This is a genomic window from Agathobaculum sp. NTUH-O15-33 (genome assembly GCF_033193315.1).
In the GTDB taxonomy this organism is placed as follows: domain Bacteria; phylum Bacillota; class Clostridia; order Oscillospirales; family Butyricicoccaceae; genus Agathobaculum; species Agathobaculum faecihominis_A.
The window spans coordinates 1,550,847-1,575,953 of record NZ_CP136187.1 but is presented as its reverse complement, the minus strand read 5'-3'; the positions used below and the strand labels follow the sequence as shown (position 1 = coordinate 1,575,953).

The window sequence follows — 25,107 nt, the reverse complement described above, 5'->3', positions numbered from 1 at the left end:
TTGCTTACTATCTACCTACGAGAGGGCCAGACCACCGCTTGCGTAGCCTGTGACAGAGTTGATGAGAGATAGGCCGGACGCGGTCGCTGAGAATACAAGCATCAGCCGCGTTCCCGCGGTCACCGCTATATTCAGACCGGTCGTGATGCCGGATGAGACTGCGCCGACCGAGAGAACGCCGGTCAACGTCGGCGTCAGATTGACCTCCGCGCCGGGAACAGCGGTAAACTGGTTATTCGGTGCGGTCGATCGATAAAGCTGAGCCGTGATCTGAACGGTCGAGCCAACCAGAGACAGCGCAAGCGTCGTGCTGAAATAAGCGCTCAGGCTGGTGATCGTACCCGCTCTCGGCATGGAGAAGGCAAAGTTTGTCAAGGTGCCCGTCGGGCTTGTGATATCGATAATACCGCCCGAAATCGCGACACCCGGCGCAGAACTGCCAAATCCGACAAACGCGGGCGTGCCTACTAGACCTCCGGCAATCGTATTGAGTGATATCGGTATTCCTGAAGCAAAGGGGACAATAGCAGAGCTGCCTGCCGTGCCGGTGGCGCCCGTCGGGCCGGTCGCGCCAGTCGGGCCGGTCGGGCCGGTCGCTCCGGTCGGGCCGGTGGGGCCCGTTGCTCCCGCCGCGCCTGCCGTGCCGGTGGCGCCGGTCGCGCCGGTGGGGCCGGTTGCTCCCGCCGCGCCTGCCGTGCCGGTGGCGCCGGTCGCGCCGGTCGGGCCGGTCGCGCCGGTCGGGCCGGTGGGGCCTGTCGCTCCCGCCGCGCCTGCCGTGCCGGTCGCGCCAGTCGCGCCGGTCGGGCCGGTTGCTCCCGCCGCGCCTGCGGTGCCGGTCGCGCCGGTCGGGCCGGTGGGACCTGTCGCACCTGCCGCGCCTGCCGTACCGGTGGCACCGGTCGGGCCGGTCGGGCCGGTTGCTCCGGTTGCTCCCGCCGCACCTGCCGTGCCCGTCGGGCCGGTCGGACCAGTCGCTCCTGCCGCGCCTGCCGTGCCGGTCGCGCCGGTCGGGCCAGTCGGGCCGGTTGCTCCCGCCGCGCCTGCCGTGCCGGTCGGGCCGGTCGGGCCGGTGGGGCCTGTCGCTCCCGCCGCGCCTGCCGTGCCGGTGGCACCGGTCGGGCCAGTGGGACCTGTCGCTCCTGCCGCGCCTGCCGTGCCGGTCGCGCCGGTCGGGCCGGTGGGACCTGTCGCTCCCGCCGCACCTGCGGTGCCGGTTGCGCCTGTCGGGCCGGTCGGGCCAGTTGCTCCTGCCGCGCCTGCCGTGCCGGTCGCGCCCGTCGGGCCGGTCGGACCTGTTGCGCCCGCCGTACCTGCGGTGCCGGTGGCACCGGTCGGGCCAGTCGGGCCGGTTGCTCCTGCCGTACCTGCGGTACCGGTGGCGCCCGTCGGGCCGGTGGGGCCCGTTGCTCCTGCCGCGCCTGCCGTGCCGGTGGCACCCGTCGGGCCGGTGGGGCCCGTTGCTCCCGCCGCGCCTGCCGTGCCGGTAGCGCCGGTCGGGCCGGTGGGACCTGTCGCTCCCGCCGTACCTGCCGTGCCGGTTGCGCCGGTCGGGCCGGTGGGACCTGTTGCGCCCACCGTACCTGCGGTGCCGGTCGCGCCGGTCGGGCCGGTGGGGCCTGTCGCTCCCGCCGCGCCTGCCGTACCGGTCGCGCCCGTCGGGCCGGTCGGGCCGGTTGCGCCTGCCGCGCCTGCCGCGCCTGCCGTGCCGGTCGCGCCGGTGGGGCCGGTTGCTCCCGTCGCACCTGCCGTGCCGGTCGCGCCGGTCGGGCCGGTCGGACCGGTTGCTCCGGTTGCTCCCGCCGTACCTGCGGTGCCGGTAGCGCCTGTCGGGCCGGTCACGCCGGCAGGGATGGTGAATAGTAGCTGTGCGCCCTGCGGCGTAAAGGTCTCATCGACGCTCGCATCGCTGCCGGGATCGCCGGTCACGGTGCCCGCCACTGTGATGACGGGGGTGGTGCCGTTCGCACCTGCGGCGCCAGTTGCGCCGGTCGGACCGGTGGGGCCGGTCGCTCCACGCTCACCTTGAGGTCCTTGAATGCCCTGCGGGCCACGTTCACCCTGGAAGCCCCTGCGGCCCTTGGATGCCTTGCACGCCCTGTGGGCCGGTCGCACCTGTCGTACCGGTAGCGCCGGTTGTTCCCGTTGCACCGGTCGCACCGCGCGGAATATTGAACTCCAGCACGTGGTCCGGACTGCCGGTGACGTCTACAACAGCGGCCGCGTCGCCGGGCTCGCCGGTCGTGGTCGTGCTTACGGTAATGGTATCCGCCGCGCCAGCGTCACCCTGTTGCCCGGTCGCGCCGGTCGGACCGGTCGCACCTCTGGGTCCGGTCGCACCGGTCGGACCAGTCGCACCGGTAGCACCCGTAGCGCCCGTAGCACCGGTGGCGCCGGTCAGGCCGGGCGTGCCGGTAGCGCCGGTAGCGCCCGTGGCGCCAGTCGTACCGGTCGCGCCGGTCGGTCCGCGCAGCCCCATCGGGCCGGTCGCACCAGTCGCGCCGGTTGGCCCGGTGGGGCCGGTAGCGCCGGTCATACTGGCCGAGCCCGGTGTGCCGGTCGCGCCCGTAGCGCCGGTGGCACCTGTCGCACCGGTAGCGCCGGTGGCACCGGTCGCGCCGGTCGGCCCGCGCAGCCCCATCGGACCGGTCGCACCCGTGGCGCCGGTCGCACCCGTAGCGCCAGTGGCGCCGGTCGGTCCGCGCAGTCCCATCGGACCGGTCGGCCCGGTCGCGCCGGGACGGCCCGGCATGCCGGGATCGCCCTTCGGACCTTCCGGCCCTCTGGGGCCGGGCATACCGGCGGGGCCCATATATCCCCGCTCGCCGCGCGGGCCTGTCGGCCCGGTTGGCCCGGGCGGGCAAGGCGGCGGACAGGGCGTCATCGGCTGGCCGCAGCCACATTCGCTTCGCAGCTCATCCATCCAGCCGTTCAGCGAACCGCCGCAGCCGCCGCGATTCATTCTGTCGTTCATTCGATCCATCCTTTCCATACGCCGCACGCTTTTCACACGCGCGGCTAAAGCATTCTATTCAGCCGGCCCCGCCGCTGCCCGCGAAATACTGACGATTGTGCCGCACGGCTGGCGAATCGGGCCGAAAGGCCGCGGCCTTCTCATTCCACGCCCGCGCTTTTTCGCGCTCGCCCAGACGGTCATAGCACACACAAAGCTGGATACAGGGCAAATAACCGTAGCACTCGGTCACGGTAAAGCCGCCGTTTTTTGCATCCTGCTTGACGCGGAGCGCGGCCTCGTACCAAAAAGCCGCCTGCTCATAATCCTGCCGCTCCATAAAAAACGCGCCAAGCGCGCACAGGGTCTCGGCCCGCGGCGCGGCAAAAGCAAAGCTGTGAAAAAGGCTCATCAGCGCGTCCTCCGGCTTGCCGAGCGCTTTCCGGCACTCCGCCAGCTGGCGGCAGGCTTCGATACGGTTTTCCACAAACCCATCCGGTCTGGATAAAAAATTGGCAAAAGCATCCGCCGCTTCCGCATAGCGCTTATGGGCAAGCAACTCCCGGGCATAATAGAACTGGCCGCGCGGATCGAGCGAGCCGTTTTCGCGCAGCAGCTTTTCATAGATCTGCAAATTGCGGTCTGGGTCGCCGGGCCGTTCCTTTCGGTGTTCCACCGCGGCGTCCCCATAAAGGATGAACCCCGACGGGGCGATGACCTCATGCACCGCCCCTTGCCACTGAAAGCCGCGCGCGCGGCGCAGCAGCCGTTCGCGAAAATAGGTGAAGCACGGCGCGCCCCGCTCATCGAACGCGGTATGGTAGGGCAACATGACAACATCCGCCGCCGGATCAAGCGTTTGCTTGAGTTTTAAAAAGCGCTCCCGGTCGGCGGGCGCGATCACATCATCCGCGTCGAGCCACATACAATAATCCTTTGTCGCCTGCGCGAACGCAAAATTGCGCGCGGCCGCAAAATCATCGCACCAAACAAAGTCATATACGTTTCCATAACGCGCGGCGATCTCCTTTGTCCGGTCCGTCGACCCGGTGTCGACGACGATCACCTCATCCGCTATATCCTTCGCGCTGTCCAGACACCGCGCGAGAACCTCTTCCTCATTCTTCACGATCATGCACAGGCTGATCGAAACCATGCGATACACGCCCCTTTCCTCCCCGCATTGTATGCCGCGGCTTGGCTGCTTGACACAGATGAGAAACCGCGCTATACTTTAAGTTAGCACAAGCTAACTTAAACCCACTTACCCGCGTCTCGCATACAATGAGAAATTGCAAGCGCGGTTATCATCCAATTTGAAAAGGAGTGTTTTTTATGTCCAGTCCACTCGCCTACGCGGCCGCCGGTACCGGCTTTACATTTTTCATGACAACGCTTGGCGCGGCTCTTGTTTTTCTGGTGCGCCGCGGCCAAAGCAGAACGTTGCAGCGCCTGTGCCTTGGTTTTGCCGCGGGCGTGATGATCGCGGCTTCCGTATGGAGCCTGCTGGTGCCCGCTATTGAGGAAGCGGAAGCGCAGGGCATGGTCGGCTGGGTCCCCGCCGCAGGCGGTTTCCTGCTCGGCGTGGGGCTGCTGCTGCTGCTTGACCAACTGCTGCCCCACCTTCACCCGGACGGCGATACGCCTGAGGGCCTGCCCTCTTCGCTTCACCGCACCACGCTTTTGGTGCTCGCGGTGACACTGCACAATATACCGGAGGGCATGGCCGTCGGCCTGTCGTTCGCGCTGGCGGCGCAGCACGGGGGCGATCCCGCCATGTATGCCGCCGCGCTGGCGCTCGCCGTCGGAATTGGCATACAGAACTTCCCGGAGGGCGCTGCCGTCGCCCTGCCGCTTCGGCAGGAAGGCCTTTCCGCGGGCCGTTCGTTCCTTTACGGCAGCCTGTCCGGCGTCGTCGAACCGATCTTTGGCATTTTAGTCGTGCTGCTGGCGAAGGATATCGCCCCTCTGATGCCGTGGCTGCTCGCGGCGGCGGCGGGCGCGATGCTCTATGTTGTAGTAGAAGAACTGATTCCCGAAGCCCATTTGGGCGAGCATTCCAACCTTGGCACCATGGGCGTCATGGCGGGCTTTCTCGCGATGATGATCCTCGACGTGGCGCTGGGCTGACTTCCGAGATACCGGCGGAAAAAGAAACATTTTTTGTTTGCCTTGTGCGGGACGTTTTGCTGTGCTAAAATAAAGCTGGATACAAATGTGTGTAACAAGGAGATATTACCATGCTCAACATCAACGAGGTGCGGCGTATCGTCGTCAAGGTCGGCACCTCTACGCTTACTTATGATAACGGCAAGCTCAACATCCGGCGCATCGAGCAGCTCGTCCGCTGCATCTGCGATTTGCAAAACCGCGGTTTTGAAATGGTTTTGGTATCCTCCGGCGCGGTAACCGTGGGCGCGGCCAAGCTCGGCCTGCGGGAGCGGCCGCATAAGCTTTCCATGAAACAGGCCGCCGCCGCGGTGGGCCAATGCGAGCTGATGCATATATACGACAAAATGTTCTTGGAATACGGCATCAATGTTGCGCAAATATTACTGACACGGGAAAATATCACGAACGACGGCCAGCGGGAAAACATTCACAACACCTTTTCCGCGCTTTTGCAGACCGGCGTCGTCCCGATCATCAACGAAAACGACACCGTCGCCACCGCCGAGCTGGTGCATATCGAAAACTTCGGCGATAACGATACGCTTTCCGCCGTTGTCGCGCGCATGTGCGAAGCCGATCTGCTCATCATCTTCACCGATATCGACGGTCTTTACGATTCCGATCCCCGCAAAAACCCGCAGGCAAAGCTGCTGCCCCTAATCTCCAACATCGACGCGAAGGTGCGCCGCATGGCGGGCGGGCCGGGCTCGTCCGGCGGCACGGGCGGCATGGCGACCAAGCTGACCGCCGCCGAGCTGTGCATGGACGCGGGCATCCCCATGCTGGTGGCCAACGGCGAAAACGCCGATATTTTATACGACATCGTGGATGGTAAACCGGTGGGCACGCTGTTTGCCAGAGAGCGTGCCTGACAGGCGCGAAGGGAGCTGTAAACATGAAGCAGGCGCAAAACTGGATTGAAGAATTTATTCCGCTGAACGGCACGGAGACCTATCTGCTCACCTTGCCCGCCGCGCCCGGCAAGCCCTTGGTCCTGTTTCTCCATGGCGGGCCGGGCGTAAGCGAAAGCTGCTTTGCATATGCTCACCATGACATGTTGGGCGACGCCTGCACCCTTGCCTTTTACGACCAGCGCGGCGCGGGACGCACGCTGCGCCGTAATCCCGACGCGCCGCTTTCGATCGGCCTGATGCTTCATGATTTGGACGGCGTGATCAAGCTACTGAAAAAGCGTTTTCCCGGCTCCCCCATCGTTTTGCTGGGCCACTCTTGGGGCACGGTGCTTGGCGCGCTGTACGCGCTGCGCCATCCGGAGCGGATCGCGCGCTATATCGGCGTTGGACAGGTCGTTTCCATGACGGCGGCCGAGCAGGCTTCGACCGCGGCGCTGCGCAAGGCGCTGGCCGAACGCGGCACGCCGCGCGATCAGGCGCGATTCGCTTCCATGCAGCCCTATCCGCCCGACCACTGGGATAAAAAAGGCTTGCGCCACTACGCCGCCATGACCAAACTGCGCAACAAATACGGCCTGCGCGAGCCAAACCCGGTACCGCTGATCCCCGCCGTGCGGCGCAGCCCCACGCTTCAAAAACGCGACCTGATCGATATTATCCGAGGCAACTTGACAAGCACGCCGCTGCTGTGCGCCTGCATGAACGTTTTCGATCTTACCCGGTTCAGCGCGCACTGGCGCGTTCCCGCGCTGTTCATACAGGGCGCGCGCGATCATATCACCCACCTTGCGCCGGTCGAACGCTACTTCGACCGCATAGACGCGCCGGAAAAGCAGCTTGTCGTGATGGCGGACTGTGGCCACAGCCCGATGATTGATCGACCTGATCTGTTCGCGCGCCATATACGCGAGCAGCTGGCAAAAGCAGAAAAAGAGGTGCACCAATGAGACAACTGATGGACATTGCCCGCGACGCAAACGAAGCAAAGCGCGCCGTTGCCAAGCTGGGCACGAACGACAAAAACCGGGGCCTATCGGCCATTGCGGACGCGCTTTTGGCGCACACGGACGAGATCATCGCCGCCAACCGTGCCGATATCGAGGCCGGCCGCGCAAGCGGCCTTGGCGAGGGTCTGATCGACCGGCTGATGCTTGATGAAAAGCGCATCGCGGGCATAGCGGAGGGTTGCCGTAAGGTGGCCGATCTGCCCGATCCGATCGGGGAAATGCTTTGGATGCGCAAAACGCCCTCGGGCCTGAACATCGGCGAAAAGCGCGTGCCCATGGGCGTGATCGGCATCATATACGAAGCGCGCCCCAATGTCACCGTGGACGCGGCGGCATTATGCTTCAAGGCGGGTTCGGCCTGCATCCTGCGCGGCGGCAAGGAGGCGTTCCACTCTTCCCTGTGCTTAACCGGGCTGATGCGCGCGGCGCTCGCCGCCGAGGGCCTGCCGGAGAACGCCATCAACCTTGTGGAGGATACGACGCGTGACAGCGCGAACCAAATGATGCGCCTGAACGGCTATCTCGACGTGCTGATCCCGCGCGGCGGGGCCGGGCTGATCCAAACGGTCGTGCAAAACGCGACCGTGCCGGTCATCGAAACGGGCACCGGCAACTGCCACGTTTATGTCGATTCCACGGCCGACCTCGCCATGGCGCAGAGCATTCTGGTCAACGCCAAGTGCCAACGCCCCTCCGTGTGCAACGCGGCTGAGAGTCTGCTCGTCCACCGCGACGTTGCGGCGGCCTTTTTGCCCATGGCGGCCGAGGGCCTCGCGCCGAGCGGCGTCAAGCTGCACGGCTGTCCGCGCACGCAGGAGATCTTAGGCGAAGCCGTCCTGCCCGCCACGGATGAGGATTGGGGCAAGGAGTACCTCGATTTTGAGATCTCGGTCAAGGTGGTCGATTCGCTGGACGAAGCGATCGATCACATTAACCGCTATAACACCGGCCACTCCGAGTGTATCGTTACCCGCGATTACGCGTCTTCCCAGCGTTTTCTGGAAGAGATCGACGCCGCCGCCGTCTATGTCAACGCTTCCACCCGCTTTACCGACGGGTTTGAGTTCGGCTTTGGCGCCGAGATCGGCATTTCCACCCAAAAGCTCCACGCGCGCGGGCCCATGGGCTTGACCGCGCTCACCTCCACCAAATATATCGTATATGGAAACGGACAGGTGCGTTAATGGAACGTGAATACAAATGGCGTGCGGACGAAGCCTTGCTCGGCGGCGCGCTGCTGTGGGCATCCGGCAGGCTGGGCAGCGCCAGCCGAACCATCCACATGAGGTCGCAGTATTTTGACTCCGCGGACGGACTTTTACGCCAAAACGAGGCGGCGCTTCGTCTGCGGCTGGAAAACAGCCGCGGCGTGTGCTGCATGAAGCTGCGCAACGTATCAACGCCTGAAGGCATGCGGACGCACGAGGAATACGAGTGCGAGGCCGCCACGATCGAGGAAGGCCTTGCCCACCTGCCGGAAGCCGGCGCGCCAAAGGATCTGTGCGCCAAGGCCGCTTCGGCCGAGCTTGCCGTGCAATGCACGGTGGATTTCATGCGCGTCGCCGTGCTCATTCAGCAAAACGACACGGTGTGCGAGCTCGCCCTCGATCAGGGCGAATTGCAGCATGAAGGCAGAACGGCGCCGCTGTGCGAGATCGAGCTTGAGCATATCGTGGGCAGCGAAGAACCCTTCCACGCCCTTGCCGCCGAGCTTGCCGAGCATCTCTCCCTCGTCCCGGAGCCCGAAAGCAAGCTCGCCCGGGCAATGAAGCTATAACAAAATACAGCAAAACCGGCGGTGCAAAAACACCGCCGCTTTTCTATACAAAATATCTTACGTCATTTTTCAAAGGTGGAGATACCCGTATGCAGCTTCCTAAAAGAAAGCATCCACGCCTGAAAGCCTACGATTACAGTGAATCCGGCGTGTATTTCCTGACGGTCTGCACCAAAAACAAGGTCCATTCGCTGGGCGAGATTGTAGGGCGGGGTGACCTCACCCCGCCGCTCACCGTGCTCACGGCAACCGGCAAAAAAGTATGCAAAATAATTCAGACCATGTCCGAAGCATATCATAATGTTCGTTTACTGCATTTTGTCGTCATGCCAAACCATATACATATTCTGCTGGAACTTTCTCCGGATGTCGGCGGGGTGGGGTCACCCCGCCCTACCCAAACGTCGGTGCCGAATATTATAAAAGGATTTAAGGCCATGACGCGGCGTGCTTGCGGCAGCAGCCTATGGCAAACCGGCTATTACGACCATATCATCCGCAATGACGCGGACCTGCAAACTCATTGGACCTATATTGACGAAAACTCCGCAAAATGGGCGGACGACGCGTATTTCTAAAGGAAAAGGGCGGCAAACGCCGCCCTAACTCCTAATTCCTACTTTCTAACTCCTAGCTCTCAAGCGTGTCTGATATCCGTATACTTCGATATCTCCCGGCTCACCGTGCACAGGTCGTTTACCGACAGATCGTGCACATCCTCATGCCCGGTGATACGGGCAAAGGTCTTGAGCTCCTCAGTCGAAACGGTCAGAAAATTGGCCACGCGCTGCGCCGCCGCGTCCTCATGCAGGCGCTGACGCAGCTCCGGGTCCTGTGTCGCCACGCCGACCGGACACTTGCCCGTGCCGCAGATGCGGTACTGCATACAGGCCGCCGCGATCAGCGCGGCGGAGGCGATAGCGACCGCGTCCGCGCCCATGGCGATAGCCTTGGCAAAGTCCGCGGACACGCGCAGGCCGCCCGTAATGACCAGATCGATGCCCTTGCCGTGCTTATCCAGATATTTGCGCGCCCGGTGCAGGGCGTAAACGGTCGGCACGCTGGTCGCGTCGCGGATCAGCTTGGGGCTCGCGCCGGTCGCGCCGCCGCGCCCATCAACCGTAATAAAATCCGGTTCCGCGAATACACAATAGGAGAGGTCATCTTCGATGCGGCCCGCCGCGATCTTGATGCCGATCGGCCTGCCCTCCGACCGTTCGCGCAGCTCGTCCACCAGCCGCTTCAAATCCTCCTTAGAATCGATACCCGGAAATTTCGACGGGCTGATTACGTCCTGCCCCACCGGCTTGCCGCGCACGGCGGCGATCTCCGGCGTGACCTTGCCGCCGGGCAGATGGCCGCCCATGCCGGGCTTGGTGCCCTGACCGATTTTGATCTCGATCGCGTCCGCGTTTTTCAAATTTTCATCGGTCACACTGTAAAGATTGGGCACATATTCAAATATGTATTGATAGGCGGCTTCGCGCTCGGCGGGCAGGATGCCGCCCTCGCCCGAGCACATGGCTGTCTTCACCATCGCGCTGCCGCGGGAAAGCGCTGTTTTGGTTTCCGCTGAAAGCGCGCCGAACGACATATGCGAAATGTAGATGGGGCTTTCCAGCACCATCGGCTTTTTCGCCCGCTTGCCGATCACCGTCTGCACATTCACTTCGGCGTGCTCCTCAAGCGGCGGCGGGTTGAGCTGCGCGCCGAGCAGCAGGATATCGTCAAAGCTCGGCATCGCCATCTGGGTGCCCATGGCCGCGATGATCGGCTTGCCGGATACCGCCATTTCGTGTATCTCATCCATGTAGCGGACCGAAGCGTCCTGTCTGGCGTGCGCCGCCGGATAGGCCAAAGTTTCGGGCGCAGGCACAGGCGCGGGAACGGGCGCGGGCTCTCCCTCCACCAGTTCAAAATTTCCGATCGCCTGCTCGCAGCGCGGGCACTCGCTCAAAGTGGCGAAGGGCTTGCCCATCTTTTCCTCATCGTACACATAGCCACAGATCTTGCAACGGTATACTGCCATATCCAGCCTTCCTTTCTTTCCTAATTAGGATATAATACTATTATATAACCAATTATCGGTTTGTCAATTAAAATATATTCCGTGGCAACAGCCAAGCCGGAATTGGACGAATTGCACAAACCCCTTTTACGGGTTCTTTATATTGCACCACGTTATTGCAAAAAAGTGCGGTTCCATGTATAATAAAGGAGTATTTTAGGGAGGGTAATTGAAAATATGTTTATCAGCAACAACTTGGTGATCATCATCGCCTTCGCGTGCTATCTGATCTTTATGATCTGCATCGGTATGTTTTTCTACGGCAAAAACCGTACCACGACCGAATATTTCCTCGGGGGAAGAAAACTCGGTTCGTGGGTCACGTCCATGTCGGCGCAGGCCAGCGATATGTCGGGCTGGCTGCTCATGGGCCTGCCGGGCGCGGCCTATCTTTCCGGCATTTCCGCGGGCTGGATCGCGATCGGTCTTGCCGTCGGCACCTATTTGAACTGGCTGCTGGTCGCCAAACCGCTGCGCCAGTATACCAAGGTCGCGAACGACGCGATCACGTTGCCGCAATTCTTTAAAAACCGTTTTCAGGATCAAAGCGGTATGATCTCTGTGATCGCCGCCATGTTCATTCTGGTGTTTTTCCTGTTTTATGTGGCTTCCGGCTTCGTTTCGTGCGCCAAGCTGTTCTCTTCCGTGTTCGGCATTCCCTATCTGGTATCGCTGGCCGTGGGCGCGGTGGTCGTCATTTCGTACACCTTCGCGGGCGGCTTTTTCGCTGTTTGCTGGACCGACTTTTTTCAGGGCCTGCTGATGTTCTTCTGCGTGCTCGCGGTGCCCACCATCGTCATCACCGAGCTCGGCGGCGTCGGCTCCTTCTTCACGCAGGTTCAGACGTTTAACCCCAACTTCCTGAGCATGTTTGTCGACGGCGCGACCAATACGCCGCTCACGTTTATGGGTATTCTATCGCTGGTCGCGTGGGGCCTCGGCTACTTCGGCCAGCCGCACATCCTTGTGCGTTTCATGGGCATTGAAAAGCCCTCGGCCATCAAGAAATCCCGCCATATCGCAACCGTATGGGTGCTGATCTCGCTGACGGCGGCCGTGCTCATCGGCGTTGCAGGCCGTATGTATCTGGGCGACAGCCTGCTCAATGTAAGCGGTCTGGAAGAGACGATTTACATTACCATGGTCGGCCGTATTTTCCCGGTGTTCATCGGCGGCATCTTCCTTTCCGCTATTTTGGCCGCGATCATGTCTACGGCGGACAGCCAGCTGCTGGTTACCGCTTCGGCCATCACAGAGGACCTCTACCACAACAAGATCCGACCCAAAGCCTCCGCCGGCGAACTGATGTGGGTCTCCCGCATCTGCGTTATGTCGGTCGCTGTCATCGCGGCGCTCATTGCCACCGATCAGAACAGCACCGTACTCGGTCTGGTTTCCTATGCTTGGGCCGGCTTCGGCTCGGCCTTCGGCCCGTTGGTGCTGTGCTCGCTGTTCTGGCGGCGCACGAACAAGCAGGGCGCTTTTGCCGGCATCATCGTTGGCGGCGTGGTCGATCTGGTCTGGGCGCAGCTGCACGGCGGCATTTTCGATCTGTACGAGATCGTGCCCGGCTTTGTCTGCGGCCTGATTGCCATCGTCATCGTCAGCCTGCTGACCCCGGCCCCCTCGGCTGAGATTACGGATAAGTTCGATACCTACCGTACCTGCGAGGAGTAATCGCTTGAAGACCCGCGCACATCGCAAGCTCCGTCTTGTACTGCTGCTTCTCGCGGCACTGTTGGTCATAGCGGACGGCGCGTTGAGCCTTGCCGGTTATTCTTTCGGGGGCTCCGTGCTCACGGAGGACACCGCCGTACACTTTATCAACGTTGGTCAGGGCGACGCGACGCTGCTCCTTTCGGGCGGCGACGCCGTGCTGATCGACGCGGGCGAGGCCTCCGCGGGCGATACGGTGGTCGAATACCTCCGCGCGCTCGGCGTGAAAAAGCTTTACGCGGCCGTCGCGACCCATCCGCACGCCGACCATATCGGCGGCATGGCGCAGGTGGTGGACGCCTTCCCCATCGATAATTTCTACATGGGCCCGGAAACCGCGAACACCGCCGCGTACGACAGGCTGCTCACCGCCCTTGAAAAGCGCGGCATCCGCCCCATCGTTCCCGAGGACGGCGAAACGCTTCGCTTCCGTTCGGACGCGGCGCTCGAATTTCTTGGCCCCGCGCCGTCGCGCGAAAAACTGAAAAACCTAAACGACCGGTCGCTCATCACCCGCTTTGTGGCGGGAGAGCACAGCGTGCTTCTGATGGGCGACGCCGAGGCCGCCGCCGAAAAGGCGCTTCTCAGCAAGCATCCCCGCCTCTCGTGCGAGGTGCTGAAGGTGGGCCACCATGGCAGCGCGACCTCGTCCACCCCCGCGTTTCTCCGTGCCGTTCATCCCTCCGTCGCCGTGATCAGCTGCGGGCAGGATAACGATTTCGGACACCCCGACCCGGATACGCTGCAAAATCTTCAAAAGGTCGGCGTTTCCACCATCCACATCACCGCCGAAGAAGGCGCGGTGATCCTACCGTTCGACCAACCATCTGTCACCAAGGAGAATGCTGCATGAAACAATCCGGTATTGTGGATCGCTTTGAAGGCGATTTCGTCATCGTCGAGATCGATGACGAGCTGATCCGTTTTCCCCGCGCCGAAGCACCCGCCATGGTAGCGGAGGGTATGGTCGTCACCGTTGAAAATGGCCGCATCACCGCTATTGACGAACTGGAGACCCAGCGCATTGAAGACGATATGCGCCGCCGGTTCGAGCGCTTGCTCGGCAAGAATATGGACGACTAACCACCCCCCTCAAGCTATAAAGGAAAGGCGAAAATTTCAATGGAAAAGAAACCCTTTGTCACCCTCCCCGAAGTGGAGGAGATGGTAAAGACTTACCCCACCCCGTTTTACCTGTACGATGAAAAGGCCATTCGCGAAAACGCCCGCAAGGTACGTCAGGCCTTTGCTTGGAACCCCGGCTACCGCGAGTATTTTGCCGTAAAGGCAACGCCCACCCCGCGCCTGATCCAGATCCTGCACGAGGAAGGCTTTGGCTGCGACTGCTCCTCTTACACGGAGCTTCAGATGAGCCGCGCTTGCGGCGTCACGGGACACGATATCATGTTCTCCTCCAACGTCACGCCGGATGAGGATTTCAAGCTTGCCTCCGATCTGGACGCGATCATCAACTTTGACGATATCACCCATCTGGATTATTACGACCGAGTGGGCACGTGGAAAGAGACCATGTCCTGCCGTTATAATCCGGGCGGCGATTTTGTCCTCGAAAACGAGATCATGGACACTCCGCAAGAAGCCAAGTACGGTATGACCCGCGATCAGCTTTCCGAAGCGTTCAAAATCATGAAGAGCAAGGGCGTCAAAAACTTCGGTATTCACGCGTTTCTTGCTTCCAACACCGTGGCGAACGAGTACTATCCGGCACTGGCCCGCATCCTGTTCAAGACCGCGGCCGAGCTGCAAAAGGAAACCGGCGTGCACATCGCGTTCATCAACCTGTCGGGCGGCGTGGGCATCCCCTATAAGCCGTGGCAGGAGCCGAACGATATCCTCGCGATCGGCGAGGGCGTGCACCGCGCGTATGACGAGATTCTTGTTCCCGCCGGCATGGGCGACGTCGCCATCTACACCGAGATGGGGCGCTTCATTCTCGGCCCCTATGGCGCGTTGATTACGAAGTGCATCCATCACAAGCACACGCACAAGGAATATGCCGGGCTGGACGCCTGCGCGGCCAACCTGATGCGCCCCGCCATGTACGGCGCTTACCATCACATCACCGTGCTGGGCAAGGAAAACGCCCTGCACGACCGCACCTACGATGTGACCGGCGGCTTGTGCGAAAACAACGACAAGTTCGCGATCGACCGCAACCTGCCCCGCATCGACATCGGGGATTACCTGTTCATTCACGACGCGGGCGCGCACGGCTTCTCGATGGGCTACAACTACAACGGCAAGCTTCGCTCCGCCGAGGTTCTGCTCCGCGAGGACGGCACGACCGAGCTCATGCGCCGCGCAGAAACCCCGAAGGACTACTTCGCAACATTTGATTTTACGCATCTGTTCGACGATATCGATTGATAAAAAGGGCGCGTTGCAGAACAAAGATCTGCAACGCGCCCTTTTCGTATATGATTTTGCGAGCGATTCGCGGCTTAAAAAATACCTTTATCCGCGATGAGCAGCAGAACGGCCGCCGCCAGAAACAGGATGATCAGCGCGCGCAGGGCGGTAAGCGTAAGAGCGCGCTTCTTATCGTTCTGCAGCCACTTTTCGCCGTATTGCGGCTCGGGCGGCACTTCCTCGGTGCCGTCCGGCTTATGGTCGATCAGCGGCACATGACAGGAGTTGCAGGTTGTAAACCCTTCCCGGAACTCCGCGCCGCATTTGGGACACCATGGCATGCAAGGTTTCCCCCTTTCCTAAGCTCAGCGTGTGATAAAGTACAGCAAAACGAGCGCTAAGGCGATCACACCCGCGATCACCGGCATCATTTTGAAAGAAGCGTTATCCTCCATCGGCTGCTCGGGCATTTCCGTTGCCTGCTCCTCAGCCAGACGGGCCAGCTCGTCGTCGTCGATCGAGGCGTCCTTCAAGTCGCTCATGAAACGCTCGATCACCGCGCGGGCGGCAGCCGTTTGACTCGCCTCCACAATGATCTGAACGCCGTAACGCGCCGAACCGCCGCCATAGACGCGGTTTAATTGTGAAAACACCGCCATGCGCGTGGCCGCGGTGATATTCTCTTCCCGAAGGGCTTCGCAGAGCATGTCTGCGTCCTCCTTGGAAGACGCGGTATAAATAGCGATGGGATTTTCAAACCCTTCCGGCATCAACTCTTCTTGGGGTTCCGGTTCCTTCTCCTCCGGACGCGGCTCGATATTGGTCAGCGCGACGTGACATTCCGCGCACTCCGTAAAGCCTTCGCGGTATTCCGCCCCGCATTTGGGACACCATGGCATATCGTTTCACTCTCCTTTTTGCTTCATTGTACCACATAGCCCCTGTTCTTTCCAGATAAAAATCGGGATCGGCGGGTCGTTTCGACGGTTGAGCCAGTCGCACCGCAAAACGGTAAAGGACTTTGCGTCCAGCGTTTGCAGGTGCGTCAGCACCGCGTCCCGTTCGGCGTAGCCGTTCGCGCCGCCGTAATACAGCGCCAGCGCCATTACGCCGCCCGGCTTGAGAAGCCGCAGTCCCGCGTCGATCGCGGGCAGCGAGGTGTCTGCCGTCGTAAAGACGGCCGGATCGCCGCCCGGCAGGCGACCGAAATTGAAAACCACGCAGTCCGCCGTTTCAGGCGGCAGGTAGGCTTCCATGTGGCTGTGGCTATCCTGTATTACCTCGGCGCAAAGTCCCTCTTTTTCCAGCAGCGCGCGCGTTTGCCGTATCGCTTCCGGTTGGATATCGAACGCTAAAACGCGCCCCGCTTCACCCGCGAGCCTGCAAAGCAGCGCCGTGTCTCGCCCTCGTCCCGCCGTCGCGTCAACGCACACCGCGCCGGGCCGCACCTGCCGCCTCAAAAATTCATGTACCGCGCCCAAGGTATTGAGCTGCATAGCGATCTTCCCTTCCCTTGTCCGAATTAAATAGAAAATGGACGCTTTCGCGTCCATTTTCGAGTATGCGTTTACGCAAACAATCTCATAATATTTGCAACGATTATACCGCCGCCGGTACCGATGACATAACCCATCAGCGCCATTAGCACGCCGACCGGAACCAGCGCGCCCGAGTAGGACGCCGCCAGAATCGGCGCGGAGGCCGTGCCGCCGATATTGGCAAGACTGGCCACACCGCAGGTGAACATATCGAGCTTGAAGATCTTGGCGAGCACGACAAGGATGATGCCGTGAATCGCGAGAATCATAAAGCCGGACAGAATCCACATCGGCGCGTCTGTCATCTCGAGCAGGCTCGCGCGCGAGGCAAGAAGCGCGATGACGATATACAGGAACACGTTGGAGAGCTCGGCCGAACCGGCAATCTTGCCCATCGGCGTGACCGCCGCTATCAGCGCGACAACCGTGACGAACAGCACCGTCCACGTCGCCTTATCCAACCACGGAGCAACGCCGTTGATAGCCGCACCGATGTTCTGACCGACCGCCGACACCAAAAGCGCGCTGCCCACCAGAAACAGCAAACCGGCAAAGGTGATGTGGCTTTCATTCGCCAACTGCTCGTCTTCCAAACGCTTGCATACCTCGTCGAGCGTGGAGGTGGAAGCCTTTGTCCACTTGTTGAACTGCGGCGCGAACGAGATCGCCCACAACAGGAACATGACCCAAACGGAATAGTCGATCGAGTCGATGACGAGCGCGTAGCCCATGTCAGCCGGGCCGATATGCAGCGCCTCCTGCACGGCAACCATGTTGCCCGAACCGCCCATCCAGCTGCCGCAAAGCGCGCCGAGGGCCTTCCATGCGTCCGCACCGAGCTGGGAGTGCATTATGGCGTAGGTAGCGATAAAGCCGATGGCGATGGAGATACTTGCCGCGAAGAAGCCGCCCAGCATACGCGGGCCGAGCTTTAGGATTTTGCGGATATCGCAGCGCAGCAACATCAACACAAGCATGGCGTACAGAATGTTGTTTTTCATCGCACCATACGCGGGTGCAGTCGCCTCCATATCCCATGCGCCGACCGTGCAAAGCACCATGGTCAGCAGGTACAGCAGCACGACAGGCGGCACAAACTTGAAGAATTTCCATTTGGTCAGCTTTTCCGCGCCGACCAAAACGGCGGCCAGAAATACCAGAACCGCAATGTAAGTAAAGCCGTTGGTGATCATACAGTTTCCCTCTCTTTTTTCAGTTTTCTCCCCCGCCCCACCAAATTCCCCACGGAGCGCGGCAGTTGTCTGCTCCCATTATACATGATTTTTCCTCCCATTGCAATATGCTTAATTATTTTGCTTTTGGGCATAAGTTTTTTGTGCATTTATTTGCAATACACCGTATTTTCGGGTACAATAAGCATATGGAACATAAGGAAAGGAAGGACAAGGATGGATTTTAAAGCTTATCTCCGGCAGCATCAGGACGACTTGCTTGCCGATCTAGCGTCGCTTATCCGCATCCCCAGCGTCGAAGGCCCGGCGGAGAACGGCGCGCCCTACGGGGCCGAGGTCCGGCGAAGTCTTGACCAGATGCTGGCGCTTTGCGAAAAGCTGGGCTTTCCGGCCACCGATATGGACGGGCGCGTGGGCTGGTGCGAGTATGGCGAGGGCGAGGAAATGGTGGCCATTCTGGGCCATTTGGACGTCGTTCCCGCGGGCGACGGCTGGACGCGCGAGCCTTTTGGCGGCCAGATCGAAAACGGCCGCATATATGGGCGCGGCACCATGGACGATAAAGGCCCCACCGTGGCGGCACTGTACGCGCTGGCCGCGTTAAAGGATGCGGGCGCGCCGCTTTCCCGCCGCATCCGTCTGCTGTTCGGCACCAATGAGGAGACCGGCTGTCAGGATATGAAGTACTATTTGGAAAAGGGCGGCGAAATCCCCGTCATGGGCTTTACGCCGGATGGCGAATATCCGATCATCAACGGTGAAAAGGGCATCATGAACTGCTCTTACAGCCGCAAGCTGCGCCAAAACGGCGCGTATCACCTGCGCCGGATCGAGGGCGGCACGGCGTCCAACGTGTCCCCCGCCTTCGCCTTTGCCGAACTCTCCTGCCCGCCCGAAGCGGCGGATCGGATACATGCCGATAAAGTGACCGCAACGCCGATCCAAGGCGGCATCCGTGTGGAAGCGCAGGGTGTTTCGGCGCATGGCTCCACGCCCGAGCAAGGCGAAAACGCCATTGGCCGTCTGGCGCAGGCGCTTTTACAACTGCCGCTGACCGAAGGCGATGTAAAGGACACGCTGACCTTTTTGGCGGAGCGCATCGGCATGGAAACGCGCGGCGAGCATTTGGGTCTTGCCATGCGCGATGAGCTTTCGGGCGATCTGACCGTCAACCTAGGTGTGATCCGCGGCGGCGAGGACGAGGTATCCGTCACGCTTTCCGTGCGCTACCCCGTTACGAGGACCTTCGACGAAGCCGCGCCCCCGCTGCGCTCAGCCTTTGCCGAAGCGGGCTTTACCGAGACCGAAATGCGCCACAAGGCTGCCATTTATATGCCGCCCGAAAGCGAATTGATTGCAAAGCTATCCCGCGTTTACGAAGCCGAGACCGGCGACAAAGCGGTTTTAAAATCCATCGGCGGCGGCACCTATGCCAAGTCGATCCCGAATCTGGTGGCCTTTGGGCCGATTTTTCCGGGCGACGAGGTGCGCGAGCACAAGCCGGATGAGTATATGGAGGTTGAACGCCTGCTGCAAAACGCCGAGATCATCGCCTCGGCCATGTTCGAGCTGGCGAAGTAAACGGGAACCGAGGAAAAGGGACATGGGAAAGCGCACATGGAGCGTGCTGGCGCTTGTTTTCTGCACGGCGGGTATTCTTTGGGGAACGTATTTTCGATCCCGGCCGCTGTCCGGCATACTGCCGTACGCGCCCCTTACCGGTATGACGATCAAGATCGGCACGGCGGGCGCGAATTTCACAGAAACAGAGTTGACCGGCTTCGATCTGGACGAGACCTACCGGCGGCTTCAGTCACTCAAGGTCCGGCGCATGATGCCGCAGGGCTCCTCCGGTTCCGGCTGGTACGAAATTTTGCTTGACTATTCGCCGATTGAAGAGGAACCGGTTTATCTCTTTATTGCCGCTGACTCACTCGGCCATTGGCTGGCTATTAACATAGGTGAAAAAAACACCTACTGGAAGATTCTATCCTGACAAATAGTGAAGGAGCATGACAATATGAAAATCACCAAAGTAAGACTGGGCAAGATCTCCGTGCCGCTGCGCGTGCCGTTCAAAACGGCGGTGCGCTCGGTCTCCTCGGTGGAGGACGTTATCGTTGAGATTCACACCGACACGGGCGCGATCGGCTATGGCGAAGCGCCGCCGACCGGCGCGGTCACGGGCGATACCGCGGGCGCGATCATCGGCGCGATCCGCGATCACATCATCCCCACCATTCTCGGCCGCGAGGTGGATGATTTTGAAAACCTGATGCTCGCGCTGAACGCCTGTATCCTCAAGAATACAAGCGCCAAGGCCGCGGTCGATATGGCGCTGTGGGATCTTTACGGCCAGCTTTACGGCATTCCCGTTTACAAGCTGATGGGCGGCAGCCGCAATAAGATCGTTACCGACATCACCATCAGCGTGAACGATCCGGAGGAAATGGCCCGCGACGCGCGCAACGCGATCGACCGTGGATACGACTGCCTGAAATGCAAGGTCGGCAAGGACGCGCCGCTCGACCTGAAGCGGCTGGAGGCCATCCGCAAGGAGGTCGGTTCGGATGTGCGTATCCGCATCGACGCAAATCAGGGCTGGAAGCCCAAGGAAGCCGTGCGCATCCTTGGCCAGATGGAGGACAAGGGGCTGGACATCGAATTTGTCGAGCAGCCGGTGCATCAGCACGACCTTGTCGGCCTGAAATACGTGACGGACAACGTATCGATTCCCGTGTTGGCGGATGAAAGCGTGCAGGGCCCCTCCGACGCGCTGACCATCATGCAGATGCGCGCGGCCGATCTGGTCAATATTAAACTGATGAAGTGCGGCGGCCTGTACAACGCGCTCAAGATTGCGTCCGCCGCCGAGGTTTACGGCGTCGAGTGTATGATCGGCTGTATGCTGGAAGCAAAAATTTCGGTCAACGCGGCGATTCATCTGGCCTGCGCCAAGCAGATCATCACCAAGGTCGATCTGGACGGCCCCGTGCTCTGTCTGGAGGATCCCATCCTCGGCGGCGCGGTGTTCCATGAAAAGGACATCACCGTTTCCGACGAGCCGGGTCTTGGGATCAAGGGGATCGAAAAGATTACATACCTCGATTAATGTATCGTGCCGGGAGGTGCTTGATATGGGCCATCCCTATTTACGTATTCCCTTGCTCTGCACGGTCTGTGGCATTGTGCTGACGATCACAGACTTCGTTTCTGCGTTTCAACTTACGCGGGCGCTGCTGCCGGACGCGAACGGCGTGTATAGCTCCGAGGTGATTAATCTTCCCCATACGTTGATTTTAGTCGGTATGGGTCTGGTTTTGTTCCTTCTGGTGGGTTTGCTGTTTGCTCGGCGCATGACCCGCCGTGAACTCGCCCTGTCCGCCTCGCTCGTCGTAGTGTATCACGTCGTTTTTCTGGTTCTTGAAAAGGTCGTGCAGTTGATGGGGGCTTATCCTATAACCCTGTTTTTGCTGCTTGGCCTGCCCATACAGTTTTCCTCTGCCTTTTTGCAGGGCGTGTTTCAGATTTTTCCCGCGTTTCCCCTTTGGGGCGGTATCATCGTGTCCCTCTTTGTGCCGTACTTATTTGTGCTGTTCGGTAAAAAGGCGGAAAGGCATCATGAATCACATATGCCGTAGGACGGGGTGACCCGCCAATGTCATTTAGTTAAGAGTGAGTAAGTACTAATTGGGTAGCAAATGCCCTTTGGGCTTCCCCCGACGAGGCATATGCGTAAACTTAAGCAATGCGCGGGGGCCAAAGACCGCTTTCTGGCCTTCCCGTCGTCGGGCATATGCGTAAACTTAAGCAATGCGCGGGGGGCCAAAGACCGTTTTCTAGCCTTCCCCCCACGAGGGGAAGGTGGCGCGCGCCGTAGGCGCGTGACGAATGGGGGGCGTAACGAATAGCGCACTTTAAGGCAGACACGCACATCATGCTGCCAATTCATGCGCCCCCCATCAGTCACGGCTTCGCCGTGCCAGCTTCCCCTCGTCGGGGGAAGCCCAAAGAGCGCTCTATGCATACGCTGCTTAAGTTTACGCATATGCCCCGCCGTGGGGAGGCCAAAGGGCGGCGCTATGTTGTATAGGAGTCAGTTATTCTTAACCGAAGGACATTGGTGACCTCACCGCCGCTCCAATGAAACACCAAATGAAGTTCTCAGTTCTTACACTGAGAACTTCATTTTTGTATACTGACCGTATCACCTTTTTAAACAAATTCTCTCCTACCCATATAGAATGAACTGTGTTATAATAATAGCTATTGGACAACACGTTTGAGAGGAAGATCATTTAACATGGTTTACAGCAATATTCTAGAGGCCGTTGGCCACACGCCGATGGTGCGACTGAGCCATATGGCGCCCGAGGGCGGCGCTGAGGTGCTGGTCAAGTACGAAGGCCTTAACGTAGGCGGTTCGATCAAAACGCGCACCGCGCTGAACATGATTGAGGACGCGGAAAAGCGCGGTCTGATCGGCCCGGACACCATCATTGTCGAGCCGACAAGCGGCAATCAAGGCATCGGCCTTGCGCTGTGCGGCGCGGTAAAGGGCTACCGCACGGTCATCATTATGCCGGATTCGGTATCCGAGGAACGCCGGAAGCTCGTCCGCCATTACGGGGCCGAGGTCATTCTTGTGCACGACGCGGGCAATATTGGGGACTGTATCGATCAGTGCCTGCAAAAGGCCATGGATATGGCCGCGAGCGATCCCAAGGTATTTGTTCCCCAGCAGTTCGACAACCCGGCAAACCCCGCCGTGCATCGCGCGCACACCGCGCTTGAGATTTTAGAGCAGGTTGGCGGCCCGATCGACGGCTTCTGCGCCGGTTTTGGTACGGGCGGTACGATCAGCGGCATCGGCGAGGTGCTGCGGGAGCATAACTCGGGGCTGGAAATTTGGGCGGTCGAACCGGAAAACGCGGCCATTTTGTCCGGCGGATCGATCGGCACGCACCTGCAAATGGGCATAGGCGACGGCGTGATCCCCAAAAACCTGAATACGGAAATTTACGATAACCTGTACATTGTGTCCGACGACGAAGCCATTCAGACCGCGCGCGACCTCGCCCGTCTGGAAGGGCTGATGTGCGGCATTTCCAGCGGTACCAACGTAGCCGCCGCGATCCAACTGGCGCGCAAGCTCGGCCCCGGCAAAACGGTCGTTACCGTGCTGCCCGACACCGCCGAGCGGTACTTCTCCACCCCACTGTTCGACGAATGATACATCGCTTGGCGCATTGCGGAATTTTCTGCAATGCGCTTTTTTGTTCCTTGACAAAGCGTATGCTCCGCCTTATAATTGAACATAAGTTCAATATTGGAGGACGCTATGCCGCAGGTGTTAAAGGATGAAATCCGCGAGAATATTTTAAAGGCCGCGCTGGCGGAATTTTTTGAAAAGGGCTATCAGGCGGCTGTTATGCGCAGCATTGCCCAAAGGGCCAAAATACCGACCGGCCTGATCTACTCTTACTATAAAAACAAGCAGGCGCTTTTCGACGCCGTACTCCTCCCCGTTCTGTACGATTGGGAGCGCGTCCTCTGCGCGGGTGACCGGCAGGAACCCCAGCGGATGCACGGCGGCAACGCTATTTACGGACTGAGCACAGCCGAAATCGACTGCTTGCTCGACCTATTTGACCACCGCGAGGAATTTATTATTTTGATCGATCAAAGCGGCGGCACCAAGTACGACCATGAAAAAGATCGCTTTATCGCCGAAATAGAGAAACATTTGGCGCAGCACTGTAACGACGAGACCGCGGACGAGGTTTTTGTCCATATCATTGCAAGCAACTTTGTTGATGGCCTGATGCAGATCATGTATCATGATAAGGGAAAGGAATGGGCTGTTATGACCCTTCACAAATTATCCAAAATGTATTTATCCGGAATCGGCCTTTAGGCCGGTTCCTTTTTTTATTGAACAATATCGAACTAACGTTCAGTTTTCGTTAATGATCCCGGCTTTGCCGATCATATAAAACCATTTTTAGGAGGACATGACCATGTCTGAAAAATCCACGCACCTCTATCTTTTGCGGGAAGCGAACGTTGCTTCCGCCCTGCTCAAGCTGGGCATACCGACGATGGTCGGCATGCTGATCTCCGCCTTGTACAACGTGATCGACGCATATTTCGTGGGCGGGTTGGGGCTCAGCCAAATGGGCGCCGTATCCGTTGTGTTCCCGATCGTGCAAATCATCATTGGCCTTGGCATGATGTTCGGCGCGGGCGCATCCTCTTACATTTCCCGCTTGCTCGGCAAAGGCGATCACGAGCATGCGGACCGGACCGCTTCGACCGCGCTTTTCTCCGGTATCTTATTGGGCGGCGCGATCATCGCGGTCATCCTTCTTTTTCTCGATCCCGTATTGACCTCTCTCGGCGCTACGGAAACGATTCTGCCCTATGCGCGCGCCTACGCGAAAATCTATGTCGTGGGCTCTATCATCAACGTGTTCACCGTATCCATGAACAACCTGCTTACCGCGCAGGGCGCTACCCGCTTTACCATGGCCGCCATGCTAACGGGCAGCCTTGCGAACGTGATTTTGGACCCCATCCTGATTTATGGCATGAAGCTGGGCATCGAGGGCGCGGCGATCGCCACCGTGCTCTCTCTGTGCCTGAATATGGCGCTTTATCTCGGCTATATCGCAAAGAAAAAGGGTGTGCTGCGGTTTTCTCTGCGCAAGATCACAATTTCGGGAAAAATTTACGGCGAAATCTTAAAAATAGGCGTTCCCGTGCTTCTGTTTCAGTTTCTGGCCAGCGCGTCCATGGGGTTGATTAATACGGCTGCCAAGCCCTATGGCGATTATGCCGTCGCGGCCATGGGGGCCGTCACCCGGATCATGACCGTGTCCACCTATGTCGTGTTCGGTTTTCTAAAGGGCTTTCAGCCTTTCGCGGGCTACAATTACGGCGCGAAGCAGCTGGGGCGGCTGCAAAAGTCCATTAAGCTTTGCCTGATCTGGTCGACCGCCTTTTGCGTGATCGCGGCGGCGGCGCTGATCGTATTTGCCGAGCCGGTGGTTTCCCTTTTCGGAAGCGACGCGCAGATGATCGCGCTGGCCAGCAAGGCGCTGCGGCTGAACGCCGTGCTGCTCATCACCTTTGGATTTCAAATGGTGTACGCTTCCCTCTATCTGGCGATTGGGAATAGCCTGATCGGCAGCGCGCTCAGCTTGAGCCGGCAGGGTATTTTCTTCTTCCCTCTCATATTCACCCTGCCCCGGCTGTTCGACCTGACCGGCGTGATCTGCGTACAGCCGGCGGCCGACCTTTTTTCGACCCTGCTTACCGTGTTTTTTGTTCTGAAAGCAAACGCATGGCAAAGCGAAAGCACGTCCGCAAGTTAAGACAAAAGGGCTGTGAAAACCTTTAC

Annotated in this window: 24 protein-coding genes and 1 pseudogene; 17 read left to right on the top strand and 8 right to left on the bottom strand. The window is 59.8% G+C overall.

The window, feature by feature from the left end:
* Positions 1–15: 15 nt before the first annotated feature.
* From RWV98_RS08035 to RWV98_RS08025, 3 genes and pseudogenes are all read right to left on the bottom strand, one after another.
* Entirely contained in the window at positions 16–2,148 is a 2,133-nt protein-coding gene (locus RWV98_RS08035) for an exosporium glycoprotein BclB-related protein (RefSeq protein WP_442872109.1), read from the bottom strand.
* Between the two features lie 76 nt (positions 2,149–2,224).
* A pseudogene (locus RWV98_RS19420) lies at positions 2,225–2,737 on the bottom strand (collagen-like protein); the annotation flags it as partial.
* Between the two features lie 292 nt (positions 2,738–3,029).
* Positions 3,030–4,106, bottom strand: coding sequence for a glycosyltransferase (locus tag RWV98_RS08025; protein ID WP_317865721.1), 1,077 nt, complete (start codon positions 4,104–4,106; stop codon positions 3,030–3,032).
* 179 nt (positions 4,107–4,285) lie between these two features.
* On the opposite strand from RWV98_RS08025, the gene RWV98_RS08020 reads away from it, so the two are divergent.
* The 6 genes from RWV98_RS08020 to RWV98_RS07995 all read left to right on the top strand — a co-directional run bounded on the left by RWV98_RS08020 (position 4,286) and on the right by RWV98_RS07995 (position 9,398).
* On the top strand, positions 4,286–5,080 hold the full coding sequence (locus RWV98_RS08020) for a ZIP family metal transporter (protein ID WP_317865096.1): 795 nt from the start codon (positions 4,286–4,288) through the stop codon (positions 5,078–5,080).
* 110 nt (positions 5,081–5,190) lie between these two features.
* Positions 5,191–5,994: a glutamate 5-kinase gene (gene proB, locus RWV98_RS08015; protein WP_280961616.1), complete on the top strand. Its 804-nt coding sequence runs from the start codon at positions 5,191–5,193 to the stop codon at positions 5,992–5,994.
* Positions 5,995–6,017: 23 nt separating this feature from the next.
* Positions 6,018–6,983 (top strand): alpha/beta fold hydrolase, encoded by a 966-nt coding sequence (locus tag RWV98_RS08010; RefSeq protein ID WP_317865095.1) that lies wholly within the window; start codon positions 6,018–6,020, stop codon positions 6,981–6,983.
* Entirely contained in the window at positions 6,980–8,227 is a 1,248-nt protein-coding gene (locus RWV98_RS08005; RefSeq protein WP_317865093.1) for a glutamate-5-semialdehyde dehydrogenase, read from the top strand. The genes RWV98_RS08010 and RWV98_RS08005 overlap by 4 nt, the downstream gene beginning before the upstream one ends.
* Positions 8,227–8,820: a CYTH domain-containing protein gene (locus tag RWV98_RS08000; RefSeq protein WP_317865091.1), complete on the top strand. Its 594-nt coding sequence runs from the start codon at positions 8,227–8,229 to the stop codon at positions 8,818–8,820. The genes RWV98_RS08005 and RWV98_RS08000 overlap by 1 nt, the downstream gene beginning before the upstream one ends.
* A gap of 89 nt (positions 8,821–8,909) precedes the next feature.
* Complete coding sequence (locus RWV98_RS07995) at positions 8,910–9,398, top strand: transposase (RefSeq protein WP_317865089.1); 489 nt, start codon at positions 8,910–8,912, stop codon at positions 9,396–9,398.
* A gap of 59 nt (positions 9,399–9,457) precedes the next feature.
* Here RWV98_RS07995 and RWV98_RS07990 read toward each other — a convergent pair whose 3' ends face one another.
* Positions 9,458–10,849 carry a glutamate synthase-related protein gene (locus RWV98_RS07990; protein WP_317865087.1) on the bottom strand — a complete coding sequence of 464 codons (1,392 nt, stop codon included), beginning with the start codon at positions 10,847–10,849 and terminating at the stop codon, positions 9,458–9,460.
* 216 nt (positions 10,850–11,065) lie between these two features.
* On the opposite strand from RWV98_RS07990, the gene putP reads away from it, so the two are divergent.
* Genes putP through RWV98_RS07970 form a run of 4 tightly spaced genes read left to right on the top strand, consistent with a single transcriptional unit; the run spans position 11,066 to position 14,992 of the window.
* On the top strand, positions 11,066–12,565 hold the full coding sequence (putP, locus tag RWV98_RS07985) for a sodium/proline symporter PutP (RefSeq protein ID WP_280961622.1): 1,500 nt from the start codon (positions 11,066–11,068) through the stop codon (positions 12,563–12,565).
* Between the two features lie 4 nt (positions 12,566–12,569).
* Entirely contained in the window at positions 12,570–13,457 is an 888-nt protein-coding gene (locus RWV98_RS07980; protein WP_317865085.1) for a ComEC/Rec2 family competence protein, read from the top strand.
* A complete protein-coding gene (locus RWV98_RS07975) occupies positions 13,454–13,687 on the top strand; it encodes a DUF3006 domain-containing protein (RefSeq protein WP_280961624.1) in 234 nt (77 codons plus the stop codon). Before RWV98_RS07980 ends, RWV98_RS07975 begins: the two co-directional genes overlap by 4 nt.
* 39 nt (positions 13,688–13,726) lie before the next feature.
* Complete coding sequence (locus tag RWV98_RS07970; RefSeq protein ID WP_280961625.1) at positions 13,727–14,992, top strand: diaminopimelate decarboxylase; 1,266 nt, start codon at positions 13,727–13,729, stop codon at positions 14,990–14,992.
* A 74-nt stretch (positions 14,993–15,066) separates the two neighbouring features.
* On the opposite strand, the gene RWV98_RS07965 is transcribed toward RWV98_RS07970, so the two are convergent.
* The 4 genes from RWV98_RS07965 to RWV98_RS07950 form a co-directional block, all read right to left on the bottom strand.
* On the bottom strand, positions 15,067–15,315 hold the full coding sequence (locus RWV98_RS07965) for a hypothetical protein (RefSeq protein WP_317865083.1): 249 nt from the start codon (positions 15,313–15,315) through the stop codon (positions 15,067–15,069).
* 24 nt (positions 15,316–15,339) lie between these two features.
* Positions 15,340–15,873: a hypothetical protein gene (locus RWV98_RS07960; protein ID WP_280961629.1), complete on the bottom strand. Its 534-nt coding sequence runs from the start codon at positions 15,871–15,873 to the stop codon at positions 15,340–15,342.
* Positions 15,874–15,879: 6 nt separating this feature from the next.
* Positions 15,880–16,470, bottom strand: a complete 591-nt coding sequence (locus tag RWV98_RS07955; RefSeq protein ID WP_317865080.1) for a tRNA (mnm(5)s(2)U34)-methyltransferase — start codon at positions 16,468–16,470, stop codon at positions 15,880–15,882.
* A 71-nt stretch (positions 16,471–16,541) separates the two neighbouring features.
* On the bottom strand, positions 16,542–17,705 hold the full coding sequence (locus RWV98_RS07950) for a DUF819 family protein (protein WP_280961631.1): 1,164 nt from the start codon (positions 17,703–17,705) through the stop codon (positions 16,542–16,544).
* Positions 17,706–17,921: 216 nt separating this feature from the next.
* On the opposite strand from RWV98_RS07950, the gene pepV reads away from it, so the two are divergent.
* From pepV to RWV98_RS07915, 7 genes are all read left to right on the top strand, one after another.
* A complete protein-coding gene (gene pepV / locus RWV98_RS07945) occupies positions 17,922–19,286 on the top strand; it encodes a dipeptidase PepV (RefSeq protein ID WP_317865078.1) in 1,365 nt (454 codons plus the stop codon).
* A gap of 22 nt (positions 19,287–19,308) precedes the next feature.
* Positions 19,309–19,701, top strand: a complete 393-nt coding sequence (locus RWV98_RS07940; protein WP_317865076.1) for a hypothetical protein — start codon at positions 19,309–19,311, stop codon at positions 19,699–19,701.
* Positions 19,702–19,725: 24 nt separating this feature from the next.
* Positions 19,726–20,817, top strand: a complete 1,092-nt coding sequence (locus RWV98_RS07935) for a dipeptide epimerase (RefSeq protein WP_317865074.1) — start codon at positions 19,726–19,728, stop codon at positions 20,815–20,817.
* 25 nt (positions 20,818–20,842) lie between these two features.
* Entirely contained in the window at positions 20,843–21,346 is a 504-nt protein-coding gene (locus RWV98_RS07930) for a hypothetical protein (protein WP_317865072.1), read from the top strand.
* A gap of 662 nt (positions 21,347–22,008) precedes the next feature.
* Complete coding sequence (gene cysK / locus RWV98_RS07925) at positions 22,009–22,938, top strand: cysteine synthase A (RefSeq protein ID WP_317865070.1); 930 nt, start codon at positions 22,009–22,011, stop codon at positions 22,936–22,938.
* A gap of 108 nt (positions 22,939–23,046) precedes the next feature.
* Positions 23,047–23,622, top strand: coding sequence for a TetR/AcrR family transcriptional regulator (locus RWV98_RS07920; protein WP_280961636.1), 576 nt, complete (start codon positions 23,047–23,049; stop codon positions 23,620–23,622).
* 103 nt (positions 23,623–23,725) lie between these two features.
* Positions 23,726–25,081, top strand: a complete 1,356-nt coding sequence (locus RWV98_RS07915) for an MATE family efflux transporter (RefSeq protein ID WP_317865068.1) — start codon at positions 23,726–23,728, stop codon at positions 25,079–25,081.
* Positions 25,082–25,107: the final 26 nt, after the last annotated feature.